The 22,764-nt window shown below is 35.7% G+C and carries 27 protein-coding genes and 2 other annotated features; all 27 genes read right to left on the bottom strand.

What is annotated here, in order from left to right; translation table 11 throughout:
* Positions 1–119: 119 nt before the first annotated feature.
* Positions 120–488: a 50S ribosomal protein L7/L12 gene (gene rplL, locus U473_RS13240; RefSeq protein WP_068727181.1), complete on the bottom strand. Its 369-nt coding sequence runs from the start codon at positions 486–488 to the stop codon at positions 120–122.
* Between the two features lie 48 nt (positions 489–536).
* Positions 537–1,034 (bottom strand): 50S ribosomal protein L10, encoded by a 498-nt coding sequence (gene rplJ / locus U473_RS13235; RefSeq protein ID WP_068727179.1) that lies wholly within the window; start codon positions 1,032–1,034, stop codon positions 537–539.
* Between the two features lie 33 nt (positions 1,035–1,067).
* Positions 1,068–1,191, bottom strand: a sequence feature (ribosomal protein L10 leader region).
* 49 nt (positions 1,192–1,240) lie between these two features.
* Positions 1,241–1,936 (bottom strand): 50S ribosomal protein L1, encoded by a 696-nt coding sequence (rplA, locus tag U473_RS13230; protein ID WP_068727177.1) that lies wholly within the window; start codon positions 1,934–1,936, stop codon positions 1,241–1,243.
* A gap of 93 nt (positions 1,937–2,029) precedes the next feature.
* A complete protein-coding gene (gene rplK / locus U473_RS13225) occupies positions 2,030–2,455 on the bottom strand; it encodes a 50S ribosomal protein L11 (protein ID WP_068727175.1) in 426 nt (141 codons plus the stop codon).
* A gap of 39 nt (positions 2,456–2,494) precedes the next feature.
* Positions 2,495–3,028 (bottom strand): transcription termination/antitermination protein NusG, encoded by a 534-nt coding sequence (gene nusG, locus U473_RS13220; RefSeq protein ID WP_068727712.1) that lies wholly within the window; start codon positions 3,026–3,028, stop codon positions 2,495–2,497.
* A 42-nt stretch (positions 3,029–3,070) separates the two neighbouring features.
* Positions 3,071–3,289, bottom strand: coding sequence for a preprotein translocase subunit SecE (secE, locus tag U473_RS13215; RefSeq protein ID WP_068727173.1), 219 nt, complete (start codon positions 3,287–3,289; stop codon positions 3,071–3,073).
* A 13-nt stretch (positions 3,290–3,302) separates the two neighbouring features.
* Entirely contained in the window at positions 3,303–3,452 is a 150-nt protein-coding gene (gene rpmG / locus U473_RS14405) for a 50S ribosomal protein L33 (protein WP_082732547.1), read from the bottom strand.
* A 204-nt stretch (positions 3,453–3,656) separates the two neighbouring features.
* The gene (gene sigH, locus U473_RS13210) at positions 3,657–4,313 is read right to left on the bottom strand and encodes an RNA polymerase sporulation sigma factor SigH (RefSeq protein ID WP_068727170.1); all 657 of its coding nucleotides are present in this window, start codon (positions 4,311–4,313) and stop codon (positions 3,657–3,659) included.
* Positions 4,314–4,406: 93 nt separating this feature from the next.
* The gene (locus U473_RS13205) at positions 4,407–4,922 is read right to left on the bottom strand and encodes an NYN domain-containing protein (protein WP_068727168.1); all 516 of its coding nucleotides are present in this window, start codon (positions 4,920–4,922) and stop codon (positions 4,407–4,409) included.
* Between the two features lie 17 nt (positions 4,923–4,939).
* Complete coding sequence (gene rlmB / locus U473_RS13200) at positions 4,940–5,686, bottom strand: 23S rRNA (guanosine(2251)-2'-O)-methyltransferase RlmB (RefSeq protein ID WP_068727166.1); 747 nt, start codon at positions 5,684–5,686, stop codon at positions 4,940–4,942.
* Positions 5,673–6,119 (bottom strand): Mini-ribonuclease 3, encoded by a 447-nt coding sequence (locus U473_RS13195; protein WP_153012056.1) that lies wholly within the window; start codon positions 6,117–6,119, stop codon positions 5,673–5,675. Before U473_RS13195 ends, rlmB begins: the two co-directional genes overlap by 14 nt.
* Entirely contained in the window at positions 6,104–7,510 is a 1,407-nt protein-coding gene (gene cysS, locus U473_RS13190; RefSeq protein WP_068727163.1) for a cysteine--tRNA ligase, read from the bottom strand. Before cysS ends, U473_RS13195 begins: the two co-directional genes overlap by 16 nt.
* 1 nt (position 7,511) lies before the next feature.
* On the bottom strand, positions 7,512–8,153 hold the full coding sequence (gene cysE, locus U473_RS13185) for a serine O-acetyltransferase (protein ID WP_068727161.1): 642 nt from the start codon (positions 8,151–8,153) through the stop codon (positions 7,512–7,514).
* A gap of 151 nt (positions 8,154–8,304) precedes the next feature.
* Positions 8,305–8,520: a binding site (T-box leader), on the bottom strand.
* Between the two features lie 31 nt (positions 8,521–8,551).
* Complete coding sequence (gene gltX, locus U473_RS13180; RefSeq protein WP_068727159.1) at positions 8,552–10,024, bottom strand: glutamate--tRNA ligase; 1,473 nt, start codon at positions 10,022–10,024, stop codon at positions 8,552–8,554.
* 63 nt (positions 10,025–10,087) lie between these two features.
* Positions 10,088–10,564, bottom strand: a complete 477-nt coding sequence (gene ispF / locus U473_RS13175) for a 2-C-methyl-D-erythritol 2,4-cyclodiphosphate synthase (protein WP_068727157.1) — start codon at positions 10,562–10,564, stop codon at positions 10,088–10,090.
* Positions 10,561–11,247 carry a 2-C-methyl-D-erythritol 4-phosphate cytidylyltransferase gene (gene ispD, locus U473_RS13170; protein ID WP_068727155.1) on the bottom strand — a complete coding sequence of 229 codons (687 nt, stop codon included), beginning with the start codon at positions 11,245–11,247 and terminating at the stop codon, positions 10,561–10,563. Before ispD ends, ispF begins: the two co-directional genes overlap by 4 nt.
* Positions 11,248–11,259: 12 nt before the next feature.
* Positions 11,260–12,345 (bottom strand): PIN/TRAM domain-containing protein, encoded by a 1,086-nt coding sequence (locus tag U473_RS13165; protein WP_068727152.1) that lies wholly within the window; start codon positions 12,343–12,345, stop codon positions 11,260–11,262.
* 97 nt (positions 12,346–12,442) lie between these two features.
* Positions 12,443–12,937, bottom strand: coding sequence for a CarD family transcriptional regulator (locus tag U473_RS13160; protein ID WP_068727149.1), 495 nt, complete (start codon positions 12,935–12,937; stop codon positions 12,443–12,445).
* Positions 12,938–13,200: 263 nt separating this feature from the next.
* The gene (gene pssA, locus U473_RS13155; protein ID WP_068727147.1) at positions 13,201–13,878 is read right to left on the bottom strand and encodes a CDP-diacylglycerol--serine O-phosphatidyltransferase; all 678 of its coding nucleotides are present in this window, start codon (positions 13,876–13,878) and stop codon (positions 13,201–13,203) included.
* The gene (locus U473_RS13150; RefSeq protein ID WP_201024195.1) at positions 13,875–14,513 is read right to left on the bottom strand and encodes a phosphatidylserine decarboxylase family protein; all 639 of its coding nucleotides are present in this window, start codon (positions 14,511–14,513) and stop codon (positions 13,875–13,877) included. The genes pssA and U473_RS13150 overlap by 4 nt, the downstream gene beginning before the upstream one ends.
* A gap of 19 nt (positions 14,514–14,532) precedes the next feature.
* Positions 14,533–15,612, bottom strand: a complete 1,080-nt coding sequence (gene disA / locus U473_RS13145; RefSeq protein ID WP_068727141.1) for a DNA integrity scanning diadenylate cyclase DisA — start codon at positions 15,610–15,612, stop codon at positions 14,533–14,535.
* Positions 15,613–15,615: 3 nt separating this feature from the next.
* On the bottom strand, positions 15,616–16,980 hold the full coding sequence (gene radA, locus U473_RS13140) for a DNA repair protein RadA (protein ID WP_068727139.1): 1,365 nt from the start codon (positions 16,978–16,980) through the stop codon (positions 15,616–15,618).
* 117 nt (positions 16,981–17,097) lie between these two features.
* Positions 17,098–19,515 carry an ATP-dependent Clp protease ATP-binding subunit gene (locus U473_RS13135; protein ID WP_068727137.1) on the bottom strand — a complete coding sequence of 806 codons (2,418 nt, stop codon included), beginning with the start codon at positions 19,513–19,515 and terminating at the stop codon, positions 17,098–17,100.
* A gap of 19 nt (positions 19,516–19,534) precedes the next feature.
* Entirely contained in the window at positions 19,535–20,596 is a 1,062-nt protein-coding gene (locus tag U473_RS13130; protein WP_068727135.1) for a protein arginine kinase, read from the bottom strand.
* A gap of 6 nt (positions 20,597–20,602) precedes the next feature.
* Entirely contained in the window at positions 20,603–21,130 is a 528-nt protein-coding gene (locus U473_RS13125; protein ID WP_068727133.1) for a UvrB/UvrC motif-containing protein, read from the bottom strand.
* A gap of 15 nt (positions 21,131–21,145) precedes the next feature.
* Entirely contained in the window at positions 21,146–21,607 is a 462-nt protein-coding gene (locus tag U473_RS13120) for a CtsR family transcriptional regulator (RefSeq protein WP_068727131.1), read from the bottom strand.
* Between the two features lie 210 nt (positions 21,608–21,817).
* On the bottom strand, positions 21,818–22,480 hold the full coding sequence (locus U473_RS13115; RefSeq protein ID WP_068727129.1) for an HAD family hydrolase: 663 nt from the start codon (positions 22,478–22,480) through the stop codon (positions 21,818–21,820).
* Between the last annotated feature and the right edge of the window lie 284 nt (positions 22,481–22,764).

Here is a 22,764-nt window from a genome sequence, read left to right as displayed (position 1 = left end):
AAATTCATCTCTCACTTTCACTGGTGCTGGCACACCTTCACGTTTAGAAGTGGGAGACTTCTTTCGGAGGGAAGTTAAAAAACCCGCTGAGCAATCAGCGGGTTATACATTAATCAAGATTATTTAACTTCAACAGATGCTCCAGCTTCTTCTAATTTAGCTTTAATAGAATCTGCTTCTTCTTTGGAAACTTTCTCTTTTAATGGTTTTGGAGCATTATCAACAAGCTCTTTTGCTTCTTTTAAGCCTAAACCAGTGATTTCGCGAACAACTTTAATTACGTTGATCTTTGAAGCACCAGCACTTGCTAAGATAACATCAAATTCAGTTTGTTCTTCAGCTGCTTCAGCGCCTGCAGCTGCGCCACCAACAACAGCTACAGGAGCCGCTGCAGTAACACCAAATTCTTCTTCAATTGCTTTTACTAAATCATTTAATTCAAGAACAGACATATTTTTAATCGCTTCAATAATTTGCTCTTTACTCATTTTTATTTTCCTCCTATTTTATCGAATTATAATTTTGTATAACAGGTATTAAGCCTCTTGTCCGGCATTTTTTTCTGCAACTGCTTTAACAGCAAGTGCCATATTACGCATTGGAGCTTGTAATACACTAAGCAACATAGAAAGTAATCCTTCGCGTGATGGCAATGAAGCTAAAGCTTTTACTTCATCGACACTAACAAGTTTGCCTTCTAGTACCCCAGCTTTAATCTCTAATGCTTCGTGTTTTTTAGCAAAATCAGAAAGTACTTTTGCTGGAGCAACAACATCATCAAAACTAAATGCGATGGCTGTAGGGCCAGTTAAAAATTGATCAATCTCTGTAAGTTCAACTTCAGCTGTCGCACGGCGAACCATGGTGTTTTTAAGTACTTTGTATTCCACACCGGCTTCACGAAGGGCTTTACGAAGTTCTGTTACTTCAGCAACATTTAGACCACGATAATCTGTAATGATTGTTGTTTTGCTATCACGTAGTTTTTGAGCAATTTCTGCAACTAATTGCATTTTTTCTTCACGAACACTCATCTTTACACCTCCTGCATCACATAATTCCCGTAGAACAACCATTAAAAAATGCCTTCGCAAACAGCAAAGGCATAATAATCCCGAAGAATATATTAGAACCTCGGTAGGATATTAAGCTTTATGCACCTACTGTCTACGGTAAAATGATTATTTAGTTACTTACAGTTTTATATAGTAGCACAACAAAGGTTATAAGTCAAAATCCTTTATTTTACAACTTTAGATAAATTGATTTTGACACCTGGTCCCATTGTTGAGCTTACTGTCACATTACGTACATATTGTCCTTTAGCAGCTGCTGGTTTTACTTTAATTAAAGTATCAATAATCGTTTGTAAGTTCTCAATAAGCTTTTGATCATCAAAAGAGACCTTACCAATAGGAGCATGGATATTTCCTGCTTTATCTACACGATATTCAATCTTACCAGCTTTAATTTCATTTACTGCTTTAGCAACATCAAAAGTAACTGTACCAGTTTTAGGGTTTGGCATTAATCCTTTTGGACCTAGGACACGACCAAGTTTACCTACTGCTCCCATCATGTCCGGTGTTGCAACAACAACATCAAATTCAAACCAACCTTGTTGGATTTTATTGATGTAATCTTCATCACCAACATAATCTGCCCCAGCCATTTCGGCTTCTTTTGCCTTTTCCCCTTTAGCAAATACCAATACGCGTTGTGTCTTACCAGTTCCGTGTGGTAATACAACTGCGCCACGAATTTGTTGATCTGCCTTTTTGGGGTCAACTCCTAAACGAACAGCAACTTCTACTGTTTCATCAAACTTAGCTGGTGCTACTTTTTTCACAAGTGCAACAGCCTCTGCAGGATCATATGTTTTTGCCTTATCTACTTGTTTTAAAGCCTCTAAATATTTTTTACCAAATTTAGCCATTTTTCTTTCCTCCTTTGTGGTTATGCGGTTATACCTCCCACGATTTAGGGTTGGCTACATTAAACCAACCCCGTCCAAGCCATCTCATTAGCATTAGTCTTCAATTACGATTCCCATGCTACGCGCTGTACCTTCTACCATTCGCATAGCTGCTTCTACACTAGCTGCATTTAAATCAGGCATTTTTTGCTCAGCAATTTGACGTACTTTATCGCGTTTTACTGTAGCAACTTTTTTCCTATTTGGTTCACCAGAACCACTTTCTATTCCAGCAGCTTTTTTAAGTAATACTGCAGCAGGTGGGGTTTTTGTAATAAATGTAAAAGAACGATCCTCAAACACAGAAATCTCAACAGGAATAATCAATCCTGCTTGATCTGCTGTACGAGCATTAAATTCTTTACAGAATCCCATAATATTTACACCTGCTTGACCAAGCGCAGGACCAACTGGTGGTGCTGGGTTTGCTTTTCCAGCAGGAATTTGAAGTTTAACAACTTTGATTACTTTTTTCGCCATACGACACACCTCCTAAATTCGTAATGCGTTGTAGTTCGATTAAATTTTTTCAATTTGTGTAAAATCTAATTCAACAGGAGTTTCTCTACCAAACATGTTAACTAACACTTTAACTTTATGTTTCTCTGCATTGATTTCTTCAATATGACCAACAAAGTTTTGAAATGGCCCTTCAATGACTTTTACGTTTTCTTTTAATACAAAGTCTACTTTAGGACGAGCCTCTTCCATTCCCATTTGTTTAAGAATCGCTTTGGCTTCCTCGTCCAATAGGGGGGTTGGTTTAGAACCAGCGCCAGATGAACCCACAAAACCTGTAACACCAGGTGTGTTACGAACGACATACCACGAATCATCTGTCATAATCATTTCTACTAAAACATAACCTGGAAAGACTTTTTTCATGATAGATTTCTTTTTTCCGTCCTTGTTTTCAATTTCCTCTTCCATTGGAACAAGAACTCTAAAAATCTTATCTTCCATGCCCATGGATTCAACCCGTTTTTCTAAATTGGTTTTTACCTTATTTTCATACCCTGAATAAGTATGAAGGACATACCATCTTTTTTCCATACTACGATTGGACGCTTGTCCATACCCTCCCTTTTCAGGCAATTACTTTCCTAAACCTATTAGTTGCAACAATGAAGAAATCCCTAAGTCAACCACAAAAAAGAAGACTGTTACGAAAACGACAGTAGAAACCACAATCGTCGTGTAACTAACCAACTCTTTTCGATTAGGCCAGCGAACTTTTTTAAGCTCACGTATCCCGTCACGAATAAAATCTATTGTTGAAGTAAATCCGTTTTTGATTTTGTTGAGAAATCCCATAACCGCACCCCCATTATCGAGTTTCGCGATGTAATGTATGATCATTACAGAACTTGCAATACTTCTTCATTTCAATGCGGTCAGGATTGTTTCGCTTATTCTTATTTGTGGTATAGTTGCGTTGTTTGCATTCGGTGCAAGCTAATGTTACTATAACCCGCATGGTTGTACACCTCCCACGTTCGATCTTTCAGTCACCATATTAAATAATCCTTAACGGCATCATTTGCACATCATAAATGTGTATTTGCATGGTTACCTTAAATACTTTATCACAATCGAATTTTGATGTCAAGATTTTTTATACTATCGCAATTAGCTCTCTATATAGAAAAAGGGCTTATCTGAAGCCCTTCTGATTAAAAAATTAGATATGAATTTCATTTCTTCCTTCAAGATAACGCTCTAATTTTCTTTTAACCCTTTGCAATGCATTATCAATCGATTTAACATGTCGATTAAGGTCTTCAGCAATTTCCTGATAAGAACGGCCATCTAAATATAATCTTAAGACTTGACGTTCCAAATCGCTTAGAATTTCTCCTAATTTTTCTTCAATATCATCAAATTCTTCTTGATTAATGACTAATGCTTCCGGATCCATCAATCTGTTAGTACAAATCACATCGAGTAATGTGCGATCAGAATCTTCGTCGTAAATTGGCTTGTCCAACGAAATATATGAATTGAGGGGAATATGTTTTTGTCTTGTAGCTGTTTTAATTGCGGTAATAATTTGTCTGGTTACACACAATTCGGCAAATGCCTTGAAAGATGTGAGTTTGTCTCCTCGATAATCTCTTATCGATTTATATAAACCAATCATTCCTTCTTGAACAATATCCTCCCGATCAGCACCAATAAGGAAATAAGATCGCGCTTTTGCTCGCACAAAATGCTTATACTTATGTATAAGATACTCAAGCGCATCGTGGTCTCCAGCATGGATATAATCCACTAAATCTTCATCTACTATATGCTCATATCGAGCTAATAGCTTCTTCTCCTCGAGGTTGACACTCACCGCGATCCCTCCGATTATTCTACTGTTCGGTCGTACAATTTATAATCGTATACCACATTATATATTATGTAATCTAGAATCGTCAATAAAACCCTATTTTTCCCTACGCCAATTTTCTAAAATTTTCATCATTTCATCATTAAGCGATGAAAAAATATTACGTTTTAATTCTTTATTTTGTTTTTCAACATTTCTTTTTACTGAGTCCATCATTGATTCTTTTTCAATCCTTAACTCTCTAGCAGAGATTCTTAAGGCTCCTTGTCCAAAAATAACTCTTTGTTCTGTATAGTCAGAGGTAGCAACATAAATCTGCCTTCTTCGGTGATCCAACTTTTTAACCAACTTTTCTATTAATTCATCAGCTGTTTCATTCTCTTTGGTATAGTAGATCGTAATCCTTTTATATTGGTACTTTTTCCCTTCCCCAGGAACTTGATGTGCGTCAAAAACAACAATTATCTTTCTGCCAGTATAAGCTTGATATTCTGTTAACCAATTTAACAGTTCATCCCTAGCTTCTTCTAATTGCCCTTGATCTTTTAATTCCCTTAAATTTGGCCAAGCTCCTATGATATTGTATCCGTCGATGATCAGAATTTCTTCCATGAAATTTCCCCCAGAAGTTAGAAACCTCGATTTCGGTACACTTCAAACATCATAATGGCCGCAGCAACAGAAGCATTTAAAGAGTTAACATGTCCTTTCATAGGCAATTTTACGACAAAATCGCACTTTTCTTTAATGAGCCGGGACATCCCCTTACCTTCACTACCAATGACTAACACAATAGGAATCTGATAATCCACTTCGGTGAAAGATTGTTTTGCTGATGCATCTGTACCAACCACCCAAAAACCCTCTTCTTTTAATTGATCAAGGGTTTGCGCTAAATTGGTTACCCTTGTTACAGGCACATATTCGATTGCACCTGCTGAGGTTTTAGCCACTGTTGCAGTTAAACCAACAGACCTTCTTTTGGGAATGATGATCCCATTTACTCCTACTACATCCGCTGTCCTTAGGATTGAGCCTAAATTATGAGGATCCTCGATCTCATCTAGCATAACAAAAAAAGGGATTCCATTGGTTTCTTTAACCTTTTGCAGTAGATTTCGAAAATCTTCATATCGATAAGCTGCAATAGAGGCTATAACCCCTTGATGATCGGTTGTTTCCGCCATTTGATCCAATTTTCTCCTAGGAACAAATTGTGTGATAATACCTCGTTCCTTTGCCATGACTAACACTTTGTTCATCGCTGCTTTTTGAGTCCCTTCAGCGATATAGATTTTGTTGATGGAACGCTCTGATTGTAATGCTTCAATGACCGGATTTTTTCCCATAATAAAAAGATTATCATTTTTGTCCATTTTCTTCACCATCTTGTCTTTTGTCATTATATTGGATCGCTTCAAAAACAATTTGTTCTAGGCGGTCTATTTGATGAGATAAATATAGAAATCCAATTAGTGCTTCAAAAGCAGTACTATGTCGATATTCAATGACATTTGCATTTTTAGGAACTGTAGATGATTTTGTATTACGGCCACGCTTAACGATATCTGCTTCTTCCTCGGTTAATAATGGCATAATATAATGAAGAACCCTTGATTGGGCTTTTGCTGATACATAGGAAATAACTTGCTTATGCAGTACATTAGGTTTTCCTCCTTTAGAGAGAATAAATTCTCTAATGTACAGTTCATAGACCGCATCACCTATATAAGCTAAGGTTAAAGCATTCATTTCTTTAGGATTAAGTGGCTTCATCCGATCTATCTTCATAATCATTTTCTTTTCCATCTTACTCCTTGAGGAGTATCTTCTAAAAGAATACCCTTTTCAAATAATTGATTTCTTATCTCATCAGCTCTTTGCCAGTTTTTATTCTTCCTAGCTATATTTCTTTCCTCGATCAATTCTTCGATCCAATCCTCACTGCTACTTTTTGTTCCCTCTACAAGTAACGGCTCTAAACCAAGAATGTTTAACCAAGTTTTCATGATGTCTAGCATTACTATCATGGTTTGTTTGCTTACTTTTTCTTGTTGAATATAAATGTTTATTTGTTTCATTAAATCAAATAAGACAGTAATGGCATTTGCTGTATTAAAATCGTCATCCATTTCTTTTTCAAATCTCACTTTTAATTCCTCAACAACCTGTTTCATCTCTTTTTCTAATAAATGATCGTTTTCTTCTATTTCTAGACGATGTAGTAAATTATCTATAGATATCTTAATTCTATCCACACTATTTTTAGCTTGAATAAGTAAATCCTCCGAAAAGGAAATGGGGTGCCTATAATGAACGCTTAAGATTAAGAACCTTAATACCATTGGTTCATATTGTTCGATTAATTCACGAACGGTCAAAATATTACCAAGTGACTTTGACATTTTTTCATTATTAATATTAATATAACCATTATGCATCCAATAGTTTGCTAATGGCTTATGGGTTAACATTTCTGATTGAGCGATTTCATTTTCATGGTGAGGAAAGATTAAATCTGCTCCACCTGCATGAATATCAATGGTTTCACCCAAATACTTTTTAACCATAGCAGAGCATTCAATATGCCATCCAGGTCTTCCTTTCCCCCATGGACTTTGCCATGACGTTTCTCCTGGTTTAGCAGACTTCCATAAGGCAAAGTCTAAGGGATTCATTTTTTTCTCTTCAATTTCAATTCTAGCCCCAACCAGTAAATCATCTACTGATTGATTAGATAACTTACCATATCCCTCAAATGCTTCCGTTTTAAAGTAGACATCTCCTTCTTTTTCATAAGCCGCATTTTGATTGACTAATTCCTGTATAAAGTTTTTAATTTCATCTATATTTTCTGTTACTTTAGGATTAACATTCGCTTGTCTGATATTTAATGCCTTGGCATCCACTAAAAATTCTTGAATAAAACCTTCAGAAATCTCTTTTACTTCCTTTTTAAGTTCATTCGCTTTATTGATAATTTTGTCATCAATATCAGTGAAATTTTGAACATAGTTTACCTCATAACCTTTATACTCTAAATAACGACGTACTGTATCAAATACAATCAATGGTCTAGCATTACCTAAGTGGATCAAGTTATAAACCGTCGGTCCGCATACATACATGCTGACTTTCCCTTCTTGAATTGGTTTAAACACACCCTTTTTTCGAGTCAAAGTATTATAAATTTGTATCATTTTATTTCCCACCTTTAAGCTTATCAAGTTCCCTTTTCAATTCATCAATTTGCGTTTGCATCGAACGGATCATATCTGCGATTGGGTCAGGCAAATGAACTTGGTCTAGCTCATCTTTTATCCTCATCCCATTTTGGATCACGATTCTACCAGGGATGCCAACAACCGTAGAATGAGGAGGAACTTCACGTAAGACGACAGAGCCAGCCCCAATCTTTGAATAGTCGCCTATTTTCATCGACCCTAATATTTTGGCTCCTGAGGCAATTAAAACATGATTGCCGATCGTTGGATGCCTTTTCCCTTTTTCCTTTCCAGTACCACCTAATGTAACCCCTTGATAGATTGTCACATCATCTCCGACTTCACAAGTTTCACCTATAACGACCCCTGACCCATGATCAATAAATAATCTCCTTCCTATTTTGGCAGCTGGGTGAATTTCAATCCCAGTCAAAAACCGGGCAAAATTTGAAACGATTCTAGCCAATAAACGGAAGTGATGATTCCATAAATAATGGGCAAATCGGTAATACCATATGGCGTGAAGCCCAGAATAAGTGAGCATTACCTCCCAGAACCCCCCAGCAGCTGGATCCTTTTCCTTTATATTTTGGACATCTTCCTTTATTCTCTCCCACATACCTTCTCACCTCACACGTTATAACTAAATAGTCAAAAATGTGACGACCTCCATCGAAGAGTATTCCTATTACTTTTGCGGGGTACCATGGATATTGAAAGAAAGTTATGCTTTCTCTGCTTTTTTAAAAAAAACCGCCTCTATGCCTAGGCACAGAGGCGGTATATCCGTGGTTCCACTCTGTTTAGAATGTATAAATAATACATCCTCACTTTTATTCCGATAACGGGGGATCCGTTGAAACCTACTTATATTTCAGCCCAATGCTCAAAAGTGCATTTCAATGATTGATTGACAAACTTCTTTCAGCCTAGGAAGTTTTCTCTTAAGACAATTAATCATTTACTCTCTTTCTCATCGCAATTCTATAGTTTTCTACCCTATTTTATTCTTATTCTCTATTTTTCATGCCTTATTGTCAAGAAGCGACTAATACGTTTCAACACTTTCTCTTTCCCTAATAAGTATAAGGTTTGAGGGAGATCTCTTCCATGCATTAATCCTGTTGCAGCAACTCGGATGGGCATAAATAATTGTTTACCTTTATACCCTGTTTCTTTTTGAACGCTTTTTAATGCGGCTTGAATCGTTTCTGGTTGGTATTCGGCCAATTCATCTAATTGTTTATAAAATGCTTCCATTACAACCGGAATATGGCTCTCAGCAAGTATAGCTTGTTCTTCTGTTCCATATTGAACATCTTCTTCAAAGAACACCGTAGATAAATCAACGATTTCCTTCGCATAATTCAATTGTTCCTGATAGAGTCCAACTAAGGTTTTTACCCAATGTTCTTGCTCTTCATTTAACTTCTCTGGAAGTAATCCGGCCTGTTGTAAATGAGGAAGACACAAATCATATATTCGCTCTAATGATGCCATTTTAATATAGTGATTATTCATCCAATATAATTTGTTTACATCAAAAACTGCAGGACTCTTGGAAACCCTTTCTAATGTAAATTGTGCGATCATTTCTTCCTTTGAAAGGATTTCTTCTTCCCCTTCAGGACTCCATCCAAGTAATGCGACAAAATTTACAATCGCTTCAGGTAAAAAACCAAGTGTTTTATACTGTTCCACAAACTGAATAATCGATTCATCACGTTTACTCATTTTTTGCCGGTCTTGATTAAGGATAAGAGAAACATGGGCAAATTGTGGGATATCCCAACCAAAGGCATGATAAATAACTAATTGTCTAGGTGTATTGGATAGATGTTCTTCCCCACGAATAACATGGGTGATCTTCATTAAGTGATCATCTATGGTTACAGCAAAATTATAGGTTGGAATTCCATCTGGCCTTACAATAACAAAATCACCAATCCCATTCGAATCAAACTCTACTTCTCCACGTACAGCATCATTTACCTTTAAAATCTGGTCTTCAGGTACGTGAAAACGAATACTAGGCTTTCTTCCTTCTTTTTCATATGTCTCTTTTTGTTCAGGGCTTAATAGTCTACACTTCCCTGAATATCTTGGTGTCTCTCCCTTTTCGATATAACTTTGCCTTTCTACTTCTAATTCCTCAGGTGTGCAATAGCAATGGTATGCATGACCTTGCTTTAATAATAAATCTACATGGTTACGATATATATCTAAGCGATCCATTGAACGATAAGGCCCATACTCTCCACCTATATCGACTGATTCATCCCAATCTAATCCAAGCCATTTTAAACTAGCCAAAAGTTTTTCTTCTGCACCCTCTACATTTCGAGATTGATCGGTATCTTCAATCCGGATAATAAATCGGCCATTTTTTCTTCTTGCTAATAGATAGTTAAATAAAGCTGAACGAGCACTTCCTATATGTAAATGTCCTGTTGGACTTGGTGCAAATCTTACCCTTACTTGATCTGACATGAAGAATCCCTTCCTTCATATTTATTTATGCATGTTTTATCATAGCATAATCTTTATTTCCAATCACCATTTTGATAATAAAACGACTGCTTGTGCAGCAATTCCTTCTTCCCTACCTGTAAATCCTAATTTTTCCGTTGTGGTAGCTTTAATATTGATTTGGTTTATTTCACATTCTAAGATAGTAGCAATAATTTCTTTCATTTTAGGGATATGTTCTGCCATTTTAGGTTTTTGCGCAATAATTGTCATATCCGCATTTTCTATTGTAAAGCCTTCTTCTGTTGCGTACTGCCAAACCTTTCTTAATATCTCTTTACTATCAATCCCTTTAATCGTTGGATCATGATCGGGAAACCATCGCCCAATATCTCCTTTTGCTAATGCTCCTAATATAGCATCTGCTAATGCATGAAGCAGCACATCAGCATCAGAATGACCTAATAAACCCTTGTCATAAGGGATATGTACACCACCTATAATCAATTTCCTATTTCCCACAAATTGATGAACATCAAAGCCTTGTCCAATTCTTATCAATTCTCTTCACTCCATTGGTCTGATATCGCTTTAGCAATCAAAAGATCTTCAGGTGTGGTAATTTTAATGTTCTGATAATCACCTTCAAGAACATGTACTTTCACGCCAAGTCTTTCGACTAAAGAGGCGTCATCTGTACCAATAAAAAGATCAGCTTTTGCTTTTTTATATGCTTCTTTTAAAATAGACAGACGAAAAGCTTGTGGGGTTTGTATTGCCCACAAGCTCTTACGATCAGGCGTATTGATAATGATACCTGATTCGTCAATCACTTTTACCGTATCTTTGATGGGAACACCTAATACAACAGCATCAAAGATTTGAAGCTTATCTATTAGATTTTTTATATGTTGTTCCTTCAGGAATGGTCTTGCACCATCATGTACCATTACCCATTCTGAGTGTAAAAATGCTAGGCCATGATCGATACTTTCTTGTCTTTCGGCTCCTCCATCTACGATTGCATCTACCGAAATATGATATTCCCGTAATAATTGCTGAACTAATTCTTTTTCACTAGGATTAACGACAAGTATAATTTCATCGATCCATGGTTTATGATAAAACCGTTCTAAAGTATGAATAAGAATAGGTTTGCCATTCAAATGAAAGAATTGTTTGTTAAAACCAAGCCCCATTCTTTTCCCTTGCCCAGCAGCTGGGATAAGCACTCCACATTTCATTGTACCAATCACCTATAACGCCTTTTCTAATAATTTGGGTTTTGCAAAAATCATTCTACCTGCTGAAGTCTGTAAAACGCTTGTGACTAAAACGTCAATATGATGCCCAATAAATTCTCTTCCGCCTTCAACCACAATCATTGTTCCGTCATCAAGATAAGCAATACCCTGGTTATATTCCTTTCCATCCTTAATCACTTGAACATTCAATTCTTCGCCAGGTAGTACCACAGGTTTCACTGCATTAGATAAATCATTGATATTAAGTACAGGTACGCCTTGTAGCTCGCAAACTTTATTTAAATTAAAATCATTGGTTACTACTTTTCCCTCTAGAACCTTTGCTAATTTTACAAGTTTACTGTCTACTTCTTGAATCTCCTCAAAATCTCCTTCGTAAATAACCACATTAATATCTAATTCTTTTTGAATCTTATTTAAAATATCAAGACCACGTCGCCCTCTATTTCGTTTTAAAGTATCGGAAGAATCCGCAATATGCTGTAACTCTTCTAGTACAAAATGAGGAATAACTAGAATCCCTTCAATAAAACCAGTTTTACAAATATCTGCTATTCTCCCATCGATAATAACACTTGTATCCAGAATCTTGTGTTCGTATTTTGGGACTTGCTCTTTTTTATAAGTTTTATCCTTGTTTAGTTTCCCTAAAGAAAGGATAGAAACGATCTCATCTCGTTTTTTAAATCCGAGTCTAAATCCAAAATATCCTAAGAAAACGGAAAGGAAAATAGGAACAACCACATTAACAATAGGGATAATATTAATCGCTTGGGAAAGTAAAGCAGCAACAATAAGCCCCAATATCATTCCAATCATACCAAATAAAAAATCAATAATAGGAATCTTTAATATCAGTTCCTCCCCTTTATGAACCCATACGATGATGGTATCCATAAACCAAGCTGTTGATAAATATAAAATGAGTGCACCAAAAACCATACCTATGATTGATAAGACGACTTCATTTAAACCAAATAAATCATTTCGGAGCAAACGTATCAAATCAGGCATGTAAAGAAAACCTAATGTTCCTCCAAGAAAAATAAAAAATATTTGAAATGCTCTTTTCAACATTTCTTCACCTCCTTTTTCCAGTATTAACATTCCAAAGAAAAACAAACCTCAAATTACTTTATTTATCATATTAACGTTCCATTGTAGAAAAAAAGCGTCAAAAAGACGCGTCTTTCTCAGAAATAATATTTTCTAATAACTTAAATGCCTCTTCTTGTTTTAGTTCCTTTGCAAGCACAAGTTCACTTATCAGAATTTGTTTTGCATTTTCCAGCATTTTCTTTTCACCAGTGGATAATCCTTTTTCTTGATCTCTTAACATTAAATTACGTACAACATCTGCTATTTCATAAATATCTCCACTTTTCATTTTATCCAAGTTTGCCCGGTAGCGACGATTCCAATTTGCCGTATTATCTTTTTGGTGGTTTTTAAGTATGTCCATTACGTGATCGATTTCTTTTTCATCTACTACCTGTCTAAGACCGATTTCACTAACATTATTCATCGGAATCATCACTTTCATATCACCAATAGGGATACGCATGATATAATATCTCTTTTTTTCACCTAGAATTTCCTTCTCTTCAATAGATTCTATTACACCTGCGCCATGCATCGGATACACCACTTTATCCCCAACATTAAACAATATTCGTCACCCCCGGCTTAGAAATACGTTTCCATTTTATCACATTTTAATTATAGTGTCAAATTTAAAATTATTATATTAGCATACCATGTAGCTGTAAGTCAATATAGTTCAAACATAAAATCTTTATTTTTTTAAAATACTACTCTATACGTTCAACAATCATAAATAGTTTCAAAAAAAAGAAAAAAGACCTATATAAAATAAGTCTTTTATGAATGGTTCTTTCCTCTATTTAAGTTCAGATTCTAACTCATCATCAGTCAAATGATCTTTTTTTTGGAAAATCCTTTTCGAATCCCGTAAATCGCATATAAAGCTAATGGTAAAAAGACAATTTTAGGGAATTCAGTTGGATACTTCACCGCTATTATGACAACTAAAAGAATAATAACAGGGGTAATCCAATAAGCTGCTTTAGGAATTCCAACTTTTTTAAAGTTAGGATATTTAATATTACTGACCATTAAATAAGATAGAAAAATCATCGTTAAAGATAAAACGACTGGTGAAAAAACCTCATGGTATAGGGTAATTGTCGCCAAAACTCCACCAGCAGCGGTAATTGGCAAACCAATAAAATAGCCTGGTATTCCAGCCTTAACGTTGAAGCGAGCAAGTCTTAATGCACCTGCAATTGGGAATATAGCTGTCACAAGCCAACCTAAAGGGCCTTGATCATGTATAACAGCTACATACATGATAAAAGCTGGAGCAACTCCAAAGGAAATAACATCTGAAAGAGAATCCAGTTCCTTTCCAAATTCACTCTGTGTGTTAAGAACCCGAGCAATTCTACCGTCTAAACCATCTAGTAACATGGCAATAATCACCATGATTGCAGCATATTCCGGTACTCCCTGAAATGCTAAAATGATTGAAATGATTCCCAAAAATAAATTCCCAACCGTAAATAGACTGGGAAGTATGCGATTAATCATTCTAAATACCTCCCGATCATCGTTTTTCCAGAATAAACTTTATCCCCCTTTTCTACAACGAGTTCTGTCTTAACAGGTAAATAAAGTTGTGTTCCAGAACTAAATTTAATCATTCCTATTTTATCACCCTTTTTAATTTTTTGCCCTAATTTTGACCAATTTACAATTCGCCTTGCCATAATTCCAGCGATTTGAACAACGAGTACCTTCATTTTTTCATTTTCTATCCCTATAAAATTTTTTTCGTTTACTACATGGCTTTCAGGTCTTGTGGCAGGGATAAATTTGCCTTTTTTGTACTCTATAAATTTAACTTCACCTGAAATTGGACTACGATTGATATGAACATCTAATGGGCTCATAAAAATACTTATGCAGATAGCCCTCTGCTTCATGAATGATGTTTCTTCAATTTCACGAATATCTGTAATCACCCCATCTGCAGGAGCCATGATGGCTAATTCATCATTGATAGGTGATTCTCGCTTAGGATCCCTAAAAAAGTAAAGAACAAATAAGATAAGACCAATCCCAATCAATGATAACCAAGGTTGGATTTCATATAAGACGCCAGTTAAGATCAAAAGAATACCAAGTGTAGGTAGTCCTTCCTTAATCAAAGCATGATGTTTCACAATCTCACCTCAATAGAGTTTAAATATGTCGATCAATGAAGACTTGTTCCTGGATTCGCTTGAGTCCTTCTTTAATCGCCCTAGCTCGAACCTCACCAATTCCATCAACATCATCTAATTCTTCAATTGTTGCCATCATCACTCTTGATAATTGAGAAAATTGCTCTACTAAATTGTTAATAATTGGACTTGGCAACTTTGGAATTCGACTTAATATACGGAAACCTCTAGGAGAAACAGGTTCTTCTTGAATATTGATGTTACCTGTATATCCAAGTAAACGAACAATATTTTGGCTTTCCAATAATTCATCTGGAGTTAATTTCTTTAACTCAGTTAAGACACGTTTAACTTCTTCTTCATTTTGCTCTTTATGGTAGTCTTTCATTAAACGGTACGCTTCATTTTCAATATTTGCTACCAATTCTTCAAGTTGCATGCTAATCAAGCGACCTTCTGTTCCTAATTCATTGATAAATCGCTCAATTTCAGATTTTATTCGCTGAACCATTTCAATTCTTTGTATGACCAATACAACATCATTTAAAGTGACTAATTCTTCGAATTCCATAGCTGATAAATTCGTAAGAGCCTGATCCAAAACAGATTTATATTTTTCTAGTGTTTGTATCGCTTGATTTGCTTTCGTTAAAATAACACCAATATCTTTTAAAGCATAACGATAATTACCTTGATATAAGGTGATGACATTTCTTCTTTGTGAAATAGAAATGACCAAATGGCCTGTTTGTTTTGCAACCCTTTCCGCTGTTCGATGCCTTATTCCTGTTTCACTTGAAGAAATAGCAGTATCGGGATTTAAATGGGTGTTAGCAAATAAAATCCTTTTCAAATCATCACTTAAAATAATCGCTCCATCCATTTTCGCCAATTCGTATAGGTGGGCAGGCGTAAAGTCACAATTGATGGAAAATCCCCCATCTACGATATCCATTACTTCATTACTATATCCAACGACAATCAACCCGCCAGTTTTTGCCCTAAGAACATTTTCTAACCCTTCTCTAAAGGGGGTTCCAGGTGCAACTAATTTTAGAACACTGCTCATAAATTCTTCTCTTTTTATCTCTTTAGTCATGCCTTACCCTCCCAAAGCAATATCTAGAGCTTCCGCAATGGTTTTAACCCCAAGCACTTCGACCCTTGAAGGAATATTCCAGCCTTTTATATTATTAAAGGGTATGATAATCCGATTAAAGCCTAATTTTTTAGCTTCAAGAACTCTTTGCTCAATTCTTGATACCCCTCTTACCTCACCAGTTAAACCAATTTCACCTATATATACGTCATGTGACTGAACCGCTCTGTCCCTAAAGCTAGAAGCGATACTTACTGCTATTGAGAGATCAATGGCAGGCTCTCCTATTTTTACCCCTCCAGCGATATTAACAAAAGCATCCTGATTTTGCAAAAACATACCTAACCTTTTTTCTAAAACTGCCATAATTAAAGCCACACGTTGTTGGTCGACCCCAGTAGCCATTCTTCTAGGAGTTACAAAGCTAGTAGGTGATAATAAAGCCTGTACCTCTACTAGCACAGGTCTAGTCCCTTCCATACTAGCAACAACAGAAGAACCTGCGACTCCCATTGGACGCTCAGATAAAAATAATTCGGAAGGATTTTTAACCTCGATTAGACCTTCCTCCTTCATTTCGAATATACCCATTTCATTGGTGGATCCGAAACGATTTTTGACTGCCCTTAGAATTCGATAGGTATGATGTCTTTCCCCTTCAAAATATAAAACAGTGTCTACCATATGTTCTAACAATCTGGGTCCGGCAATTTCTCCTTGCTTTGTGACATGACCAACAATAAAAATGGCGATACCTTTTGATTTGGCAATCCTCATTAGGTGTGCTGTCGATTCACGAACTTGTGCTACGCTTCCTGGGGCTGAAGTGAGCTGTGGATGATAAACTGTTTGAATCGAATCAATAATAACGATCATAGGATTGATCTTGTCTATATGAGCTTCAATTTGTTCTAATTGATTTTCAGTTAATACCCATAACTCTTCTGCATGAACCCCTAAACGTTCTGCTCGCAATTTCGTCTGTTTCACTGACTCTTCACCCGAAACATACAAGACACGGTTTCCTGAACGAGCAATGCTTTGCGATGATTGTAGCAATAAAGTGGATTTTCCTATACCAGGATCTCCACCAACCAAGATTAGGGAACCTGGTACAATTCCTCCACCTAAAACACGATTTAATTCTTCTATATTTGTATTTATTCTGGGCTCTTCTTCAACATTTATTCCAGATATTGATTGTGGGGAGGAAGACCAGGAAATTTGTAAACGATTTGGACTAGATGTTTTCTGTTCTATTTCCTCTACCATAGTATTCCATTGATGACAACCTGGACATTTTCCCATCCATTTTGGGCTTTCATATCCACATTCTTGGCATATATATTTACTTTTTATTTTACTCATCTAAATTTCCCCATTTTTATATCTACTATTTATATATCATACCGTATTTAATTACGAACTACAACGATAAGAGAAAAGGACCCCTTAAATAGAGTCCTCATAACACTTTTAAAAAAATTACTTTTTAACGACTAAGGTATCATTTTCAACATCTATCGTTACAACGTCACCTTTCTTAATATTTCCTTTTAAAAGTTCCTCAGAAAGTTTATCTTCAATATGCTTTTGAATGGCTCTACGCAAAGGGCGAGCACCAAAATTAGGATCATATCCTTCTTTTGCTAAGAACTCTTTCGCTCCTTCATTTAGTATAAAATCAATTCCTTGTTCTTTTAACCTTTCACGCAACTGATTGGCCATAAGAGTAACAATTTCCTTAATATCCTCTTTTGAAAGTGCATGGAAAACAATCACTTCATCAATTCTGTTCAAGAACTCAGGTCTAAAGTTGCGTTTTAACTCACTCATGACTCGATTCTTCATATTTTTATAATCATCTTCTGCTGTTCTCGTTGTAAATCCTAATCCAGTGTCTTTCTTAATCATCTCGGCGCCAACATTGGACGTCATAATCACTACCGTGTTTTTAAAATCAACCATTCTTCCTTTACCATCTGTTAAACGGCCATCTTCTAAAACTTGCAATAGAATATTAAAGACTTCTGGATGAGCTTTTTCTATTTCATCAAGTAAAACCACGGAGTATGGCTTTCTTCTAACCTTTTCAGTTAATTGCCCACCTTCTTCATAACCAACATATCCTGGAGGTGCCCCAATTAAACGAGAGGTTGCATGTTTTTCCATATATTCAGACATATCAATACGAATGACTGCATTCTCATCGCCAAACATCGCTTCAGCTAATGCTCTTGCTAATTCAGTCTTTCCAACCCCTGTTGGTCCAAGGAAAATAAACGAACCAATAGGTCTTTTAGGATCTTTAAGTCCTGCTCTTGCTCTTCGAATCGCTCTAGAAATTGCCTTAACTGCTTCTTCTTGACCGATAACTCTTTCATGTAATATCGATTCCATTTTTAATAATCGTTCTGTCTCTTCTTCAGCCATTTTTGTTACAGGAATCCCTGTCCAGCTAGCAACCACATGAGAAATATCATCAATAGAGACCTCTGTGTCTGTACGTCCCTGCTGTTCTTTCCATTTATTTTTTGTTACTTCTAATTCTTCTTTTAGTTGTTGTTCTTTATCCCTTAAAGAAGCTGCCTTTTCAAATTCCTGACTCTGTACAGCAGAATCCTTTTCCTTTTTGATTTCGGCTAATTTTTCCTCTAATTCTTTTAAATTTGGTGGGACTGTATAGCTATGAAGGCGAACTTTTGAAGCAGCTTCATCAATCAAATCAATTGCTTTGTCTGGTAAGAAACGATCAGTAATATATCGATCAGATAATTTCACCGCTTGTTCAATTGCTTCATCAGAAATTTTCACCCGATGATGTGCTTCATAGCGATCCCTTAATCCTTTTAAGATTTGTATTGTTTCTTCAACAGTTGGTGGATCAACCATAATGGGTTGAAAACGACGCTCTAACGCAGCGTCTTTTTCAATATATTTACGATACTCATCCAAAGTTGTTGCACCGATTGCTTGCAGCTCACCTCTAGCTAAGGCAGGTTTTAGAATATTTGAGGCATCAATAGCCCCTTCTGCTCCACCAGCTCCTATTAGCGTATGAAGTTCATCGATAAATAGAATGATATTACCGGCTTGTCGAATTTCCTCCATTACCTTTTTTAGCCGATCCTCAAACTCACCACGATATTTTGTTCCGGCTACTAAAGTCCCCATATCTAGTGACATCACTCTTTTATCCCTTAATGTTTCAGGAATCTCATTATTTACGATTCTCTGAGCCAACCCTTCTGCAATTGCTGTTTTCCCAACTCCAGGTTCTCCAATCAGAACTGGGTTATTTTTTGTTCTTCGACTTAATACTTGAATCACACGTTCAATTTCCTTTTCTCTACCAATCACAGGGTCTAACTCACCATTTTTCGCAATAAAAGTAAGGTCTCTCGCTAAAGAATCTAAAGTTGGGGTATTATGGTTAGCGTGATGTGGCTGATGCGATGAAACCGCCTCTGTGTTTCCAAGTAATTGCAATACTTGTTGCCTAGCTTTATTTAAGCTAACACCTAAATTATTTAGTACCCTTGCTGCTACGCCTTCTCCTTCACGGATAAGCCCTAATAAGATATGCTCAGTTCCCACATAAGTATGTCCCAATTTCCTAGCTTCGTCCATTGATAACTCTATTACTTTCTTTGCTCTAGGCGTATAGGAAATGGTCATAGGTTTCCCTTGGCCTTTACCTATTAAGGACTCAACTTCAGCTTGAACTTTTTCTAAGCTGATATTTAAAGATTGCAAAGCTTTTGCCGCAATTCCTTCTCCCTCTTTAACTAACCCTAATAAAATATGTTCAGTTCCTATATTATAATGCCCAAGTCTAACTGCCTCTTCTTGAGCTAATGCTAAAACCTTTTGTGATCTTTCAGTAAAGCGTCCGAACATCATGATTTTTTCCTCCTTCTTTTTACCTTTTAGTTAATCTTTCTCTAATGATTGTAGCTCTACGCACATCTCTTTCCTCTGGTGTTAGGACATTACCGGCATCCAATTGTAGAAAACCTGGTTGAGTCAATACCATCAATTCATTTAATATTGTTGATGAAACACCTTTAATCATCGCCAAATCTATTCCTAGCCTTACATCTGACAATCGTTGCATTGCTTCCTTAGAATCCATTATTTTTGCATAAGATAAAATACCATAGGATCTTCCAACCCTATCTTCTAACTTTGTTTTAGATTCCAGAAGCAAGTTTTTTCTAAATTGTCTTTCATGGTCGATAATTTGGTTAACGACCCCTTGTAAATTATCAATAATATCCTCTTCCGTTTGTCCTAAGGTAATCTGATTGGATATCTGAAATAGATTACCTAGTGCTTCACTTCCCTCACCATATATCCCTCTAACGGTTAATCCTACTTGAGTAATAGCAGAGATGATTCGGTTGATTTGTCCCGTTATAACCAATGCCGGCAAATGAAGCATAACAGATGCTCTAATTCCTGTACCTACATTTGTTGGGCAACTGGTCAAGTAACCTCTTTTCTCATCAAAAGCATATTCAAGCTTTTGCTCTAATAAATCATCTATTTGATTTGCCATTTTCCAAGCCTCATAAATTTGAAATCCCGGATATAAACATTGAATCCTAAGATGGTCTTCCTCATTGATCATAATACTAATTGCTTCATTTTCACTTAGCGATACAGCCCCTCTACGGGATTCATGAGCTAGATTTGGACTGATTAAATGTTTTTCTACCAGAACCCTTCTTTGTAGCTCACTTAAATGTTCTATTTCAATTAATTCAAATTTACTAATTTTCTTTATTGCTTCTTGGTTCAAAGCCCTACTGATTTCATCAACTACTGCTCGCGCTTCAGAATCAGTTTCTAACAAAGGGAAAGGATGATTTCTTAAATTTCTTGCTAAACGTAATCGACTACTGATCACAATATCTGATTCAGGTCCAGCACCACTCATCCATTCACTTATTGGATTTCTTAAAAATCGATCTAATGACATTTCGCCTCAACCCCGTCTTTCCGTAAGTTTGAGCTCAAGTTCTTTAATTTTATCCCTAATTTTTGCCGCTTCTTCAAATTCCTCTAAAGCTATCTTTTTTTGAAGTTGATCCTTTAATTCTCGAAGTTCCTTCTTTAATTTTATTTTTCCCCCTGTACGAGTAGGAACTTTGCCACTATGCTGACTATTGCCATGGATTCGTCTAAAAATGGGTTCCAATTGAGGCTCAAAATATTGGTAACAGTCACTACATCCAAACTTACCCGTTTTTTTGAATTGATTAAAAGTTAAACCGCAATTTTTACAACGTAAAGGATCCATAGATGTATTTGGAGAATGACCATGTACCATTTGGTCAAAATTTAATAATCCTGATAGTAACTGGGGAAATGAAAAAACATTTGTATCAGTAGGTATGATTTCTCCTTTTTCCTTTGCACATTGCTCACATAAATGCATTTCGTTCTTTTGTCCATTTATAATTTTGGTAAAGTGAAGTGTTGCTGGTTTTTCCCCACAATTTTCGCAAAGCATTCAACTTCCCTCCTTCTATTTCGAAAAAATAACCCTTAATGTTGCCTTTAATATATTTGAACGGATTTGATCACGTATTGGTAATGGTAAACTTAGTACTTCTCTACTAATAATTGATTTTATGATGGAATACTCATTTTCATTAATAATCTTTTCTTCTTTTAATCTTTCTATTATAGTAATCGCTTGTGATTGAGCAATTTCTGACCCTATCAATTCATTTAAAGCCTTATAAAAAGAATCGTTTGATTCAATTTCTAACTTTTTTATCCTAATGTAACCTCCACCACCTCTTTTACTTTCAACAGAAAATCCTTTTTCTAGTGAAAAACGGGTACTGATTACATAGTTAATTTGGGAGGGAACAACTTGGAATTTTTCTGCTAGTTCACTTCTTTGAACTTCAATAACCCCGTCGTCACTAAATTCAAGAGCGGTTTTTAAAAATTGTTCAATGATGTCAGATATATTCCTCATTCTATCCTCCAATCGAAATAAAATTGACTTTGACTAACTTTGACCTTTATTTATATTATAATATCTATTTTGTATTTTGCCAATTCCCTAAAAGTTACTCGAACTTTTCATCTTTTAAGCATTGGTTATATAAAAAAAACAGAGCAGAATACTACTCTGTATTTTAACCAAGATATACTTCTTTTACACCCTTCACTTGTTTGATTGATTCTAGCCATTCAACACTGCCAAAATTTGATCAAAGGATTGAATGACCACATCTGCATTTTTTAATTCATCCTTAGATGAAAAGCCAAAATCACATCCAATCACAAAAAGCTTATTCGTTTTACCTGCTTCAACATCAGATTGTCGATCTCCTACCATTACTCCATTTTCAATCGAATAATCTTGAACCAGTTTTTTTACTAAATCATTTTTGCTCTTTGTTTCAAATTCGCCAGCACTATACATTGCTTCAAAATAATGATCAATACGAAAAGCTTTTGCAAGTTCTTTAATATATGTTTCTAGCCCATTACTGGCAACAAACAACCGATAACCTTGATTTTTTAATTGTAATAAAGTCTCAATGACTTGAGGGTATAAAGCTCCGTATCCTTCGCTTACTCCCTCAATCTCATAATGGAGCATATAATCATTTGCTTTTTTATGTGCTTCTAAGGAAAGATGAGGTAATAATGTTTGCCATATATCTTCTAATGTCTTTCCTATAACAGATAATAATTCCTCTTCACTAAATTTTTTCCCTATGTAATACCCTTCAGCTTGCAATCTTGCAAAGGTTTTCTCAAATGATGGAATCACTAATTTTTCTGTCTGAAATAATGTTCCATCAAAATCAAAGATGATAGTATCCACTTCATTGTTCAATTTATATACTCCTTCCTTAAAGAAGAAAAGTGCATTTATTATTTCTCATTATATAACAATTTAACGTTTTTTACTCCCCTAGCTTTCAAAACACAATAACTTTCTTCGACTTTCATAAAAAAAGGTTGTATATTCCATCGCGCTCCGTCATCCGTGCCCTTCTATAAATAAAGATTAAGGAGAAAAGGGCACTTCTGAAAGTCGCAACTTATGGAATATACAAACCCTTAAATGACAAGTGCAAGAAAGTTACTCTTTTTTATCTTTTAACAAAGCCAATAAAA

This window comes from Tepidibacillus decaturensis (genome assembly GCF_001561915.1).
Lineage (GTDB): Bacteria > Bacillota > Bacilli > Tepidibacillales > Tepidibacillaceae > Tepidibacillus_B > Tepidibacillus_B infernus.
This window is presented reverse-complemented; position numbering and strand designations above follow the sequence as displayed.

Bases quoted from the DNA above. Each gene is read 5' to 3' on its own strand.
- rplL (WP_068727181.1), bottom strand. From the start codon at position 488: ATGAGTAAAGAGCAAATTATTGAAGCGATTAAAAATATGTCTGTTCTT.
- rplJ (WP_068727179.1), bottom strand. From the start codon at position 1,034: ATGAGTGTTCGTGAAGAAAAAATGCAATTAGTTGCAGAAATTGCTCAA.
- rplA (WP_068727177.1), bottom strand. From the start codon at position 1,936: ATGGCTAAATTTGGTAAAAAATATTTAGAGGCTTTAAAACAAGTAGAT.
- rplK (WP_068727175.1), bottom strand. From the start codon at position 2,455: ATGGCGAAAAAAGTAATCAAAGTTGTTAAACTTCAAATTCCTGCTGGA.
- nusG (WP_068727712.1), bottom strand. From the start codon at position 3,028: ATGGAAAAAAGATGGTATGTCCTTCATACTTATTCAGGGTATGAAAAT.
- secE (WP_068727173.1), bottom strand. From the start codon at position 3,289: ATGGGATTTCTCAACAAAATCAAAAACGGATTTACTTCAACAATAGAT.
- rpmG (WP_082732547.1), bottom strand. From the start codon at position 3,452: ATGCGGGTTATAGTAACATTAGCTTGCACCGAATGCAAACAACGCAAC.
- U473_RS13205 (WP_068727168.1), bottom strand. From the start codon at position 4,922: ATGGAAGAAATTCTGATCATCGACGGATACAATATCATAGGAGCTTGG.
- rlmB (WP_068727166.1), bottom strand. From the start codon at position 5,686: ATGGACAAAAATGATAATCTTTTTATTATGGGAAAAAATCCGGTCATT.
- U473_RS13195 (WP_153012056.1), bottom strand. From the start codon at position 6,119: ATGGAAAAGAAAATGATTATGAAGATAGATCGGATGAAGCCACTTAAT.
- cysS (WP_068727163.1), bottom strand. From the start codon at position 7,510: ATGATACAAATTTATAATACTTTGACTCGAAAAAAGGGTGTGTTTAAA.
- cysE (WP_068727161.1), bottom strand. From the start codon at position 8,153: ATGTGGGAGAGAATAAAGGAAGATGTCCAAAATATAAAGGAAAAGGAT.
- gltX (WP_068727159.1), bottom strand. From the start codon at position 10,024: ATGTCAGATCAAGTAAGGGTAAGATTTGCACCAAGTCCAACAGGACAT.
- ispD (WP_068727155.1), bottom strand. From the start codon at position 11,247: ATGAAATGTGGAGTGCTTATCCCAGCTGCTGGGCAAGGGAAAAGAATG.
- U473_RS13165 (WP_068727152.1), bottom strand. From the start codon at position 12,345: ATGTTGAAAAGAGCATTTCAAATATTTTTTATTTTTCTTGGAGGAACA.
- pssA (WP_068727147.1), bottom strand. From the start codon at position 13,878: ATGATTAATCGCATACTTCCCAGTCTATTTACGGTTGGGAATTTATTT.
- disA (WP_068727141.1), bottom strand. From the start codon at position 15,612: ATGACTAAAGAGATAAAAAGAGAAGAATTTATGAGCAGTGTTCTAAAA.
- radA (WP_068727139.1), bottom strand. From the start codon at position 16,980: ATGAGTAAAATAAAAAGTAAATATATATGCCAAGAATGTGGATATGAA.
- U473_RS13135 (WP_068727137.1), bottom strand. From the start codon at position 19,515: ATGATGTTCGGACGCTTTACTGAAAGATCACAAAAGGTTTTAGCATTA.
- U473_RS13130 (WP_068727135.1), bottom strand. From the start codon at position 20,596: ATGTCATTAGATCGATTTTTAAGAAATCCAATAAGTGAATGGATGAGT.
- U473_RS13125 (WP_068727133.1), bottom strand. From the start codon at position 21,130: ATGCTTTGCGAAAATTGTGGGGAAAAACCAGCAACACTTCACTTTACC.
- U473_RS13120 (WP_068727131.1), bottom strand. From the start codon at position 21,607: ATGAGGAATATATCTGACATCATTGAACAATTTTTAAAAACCGCTCTT.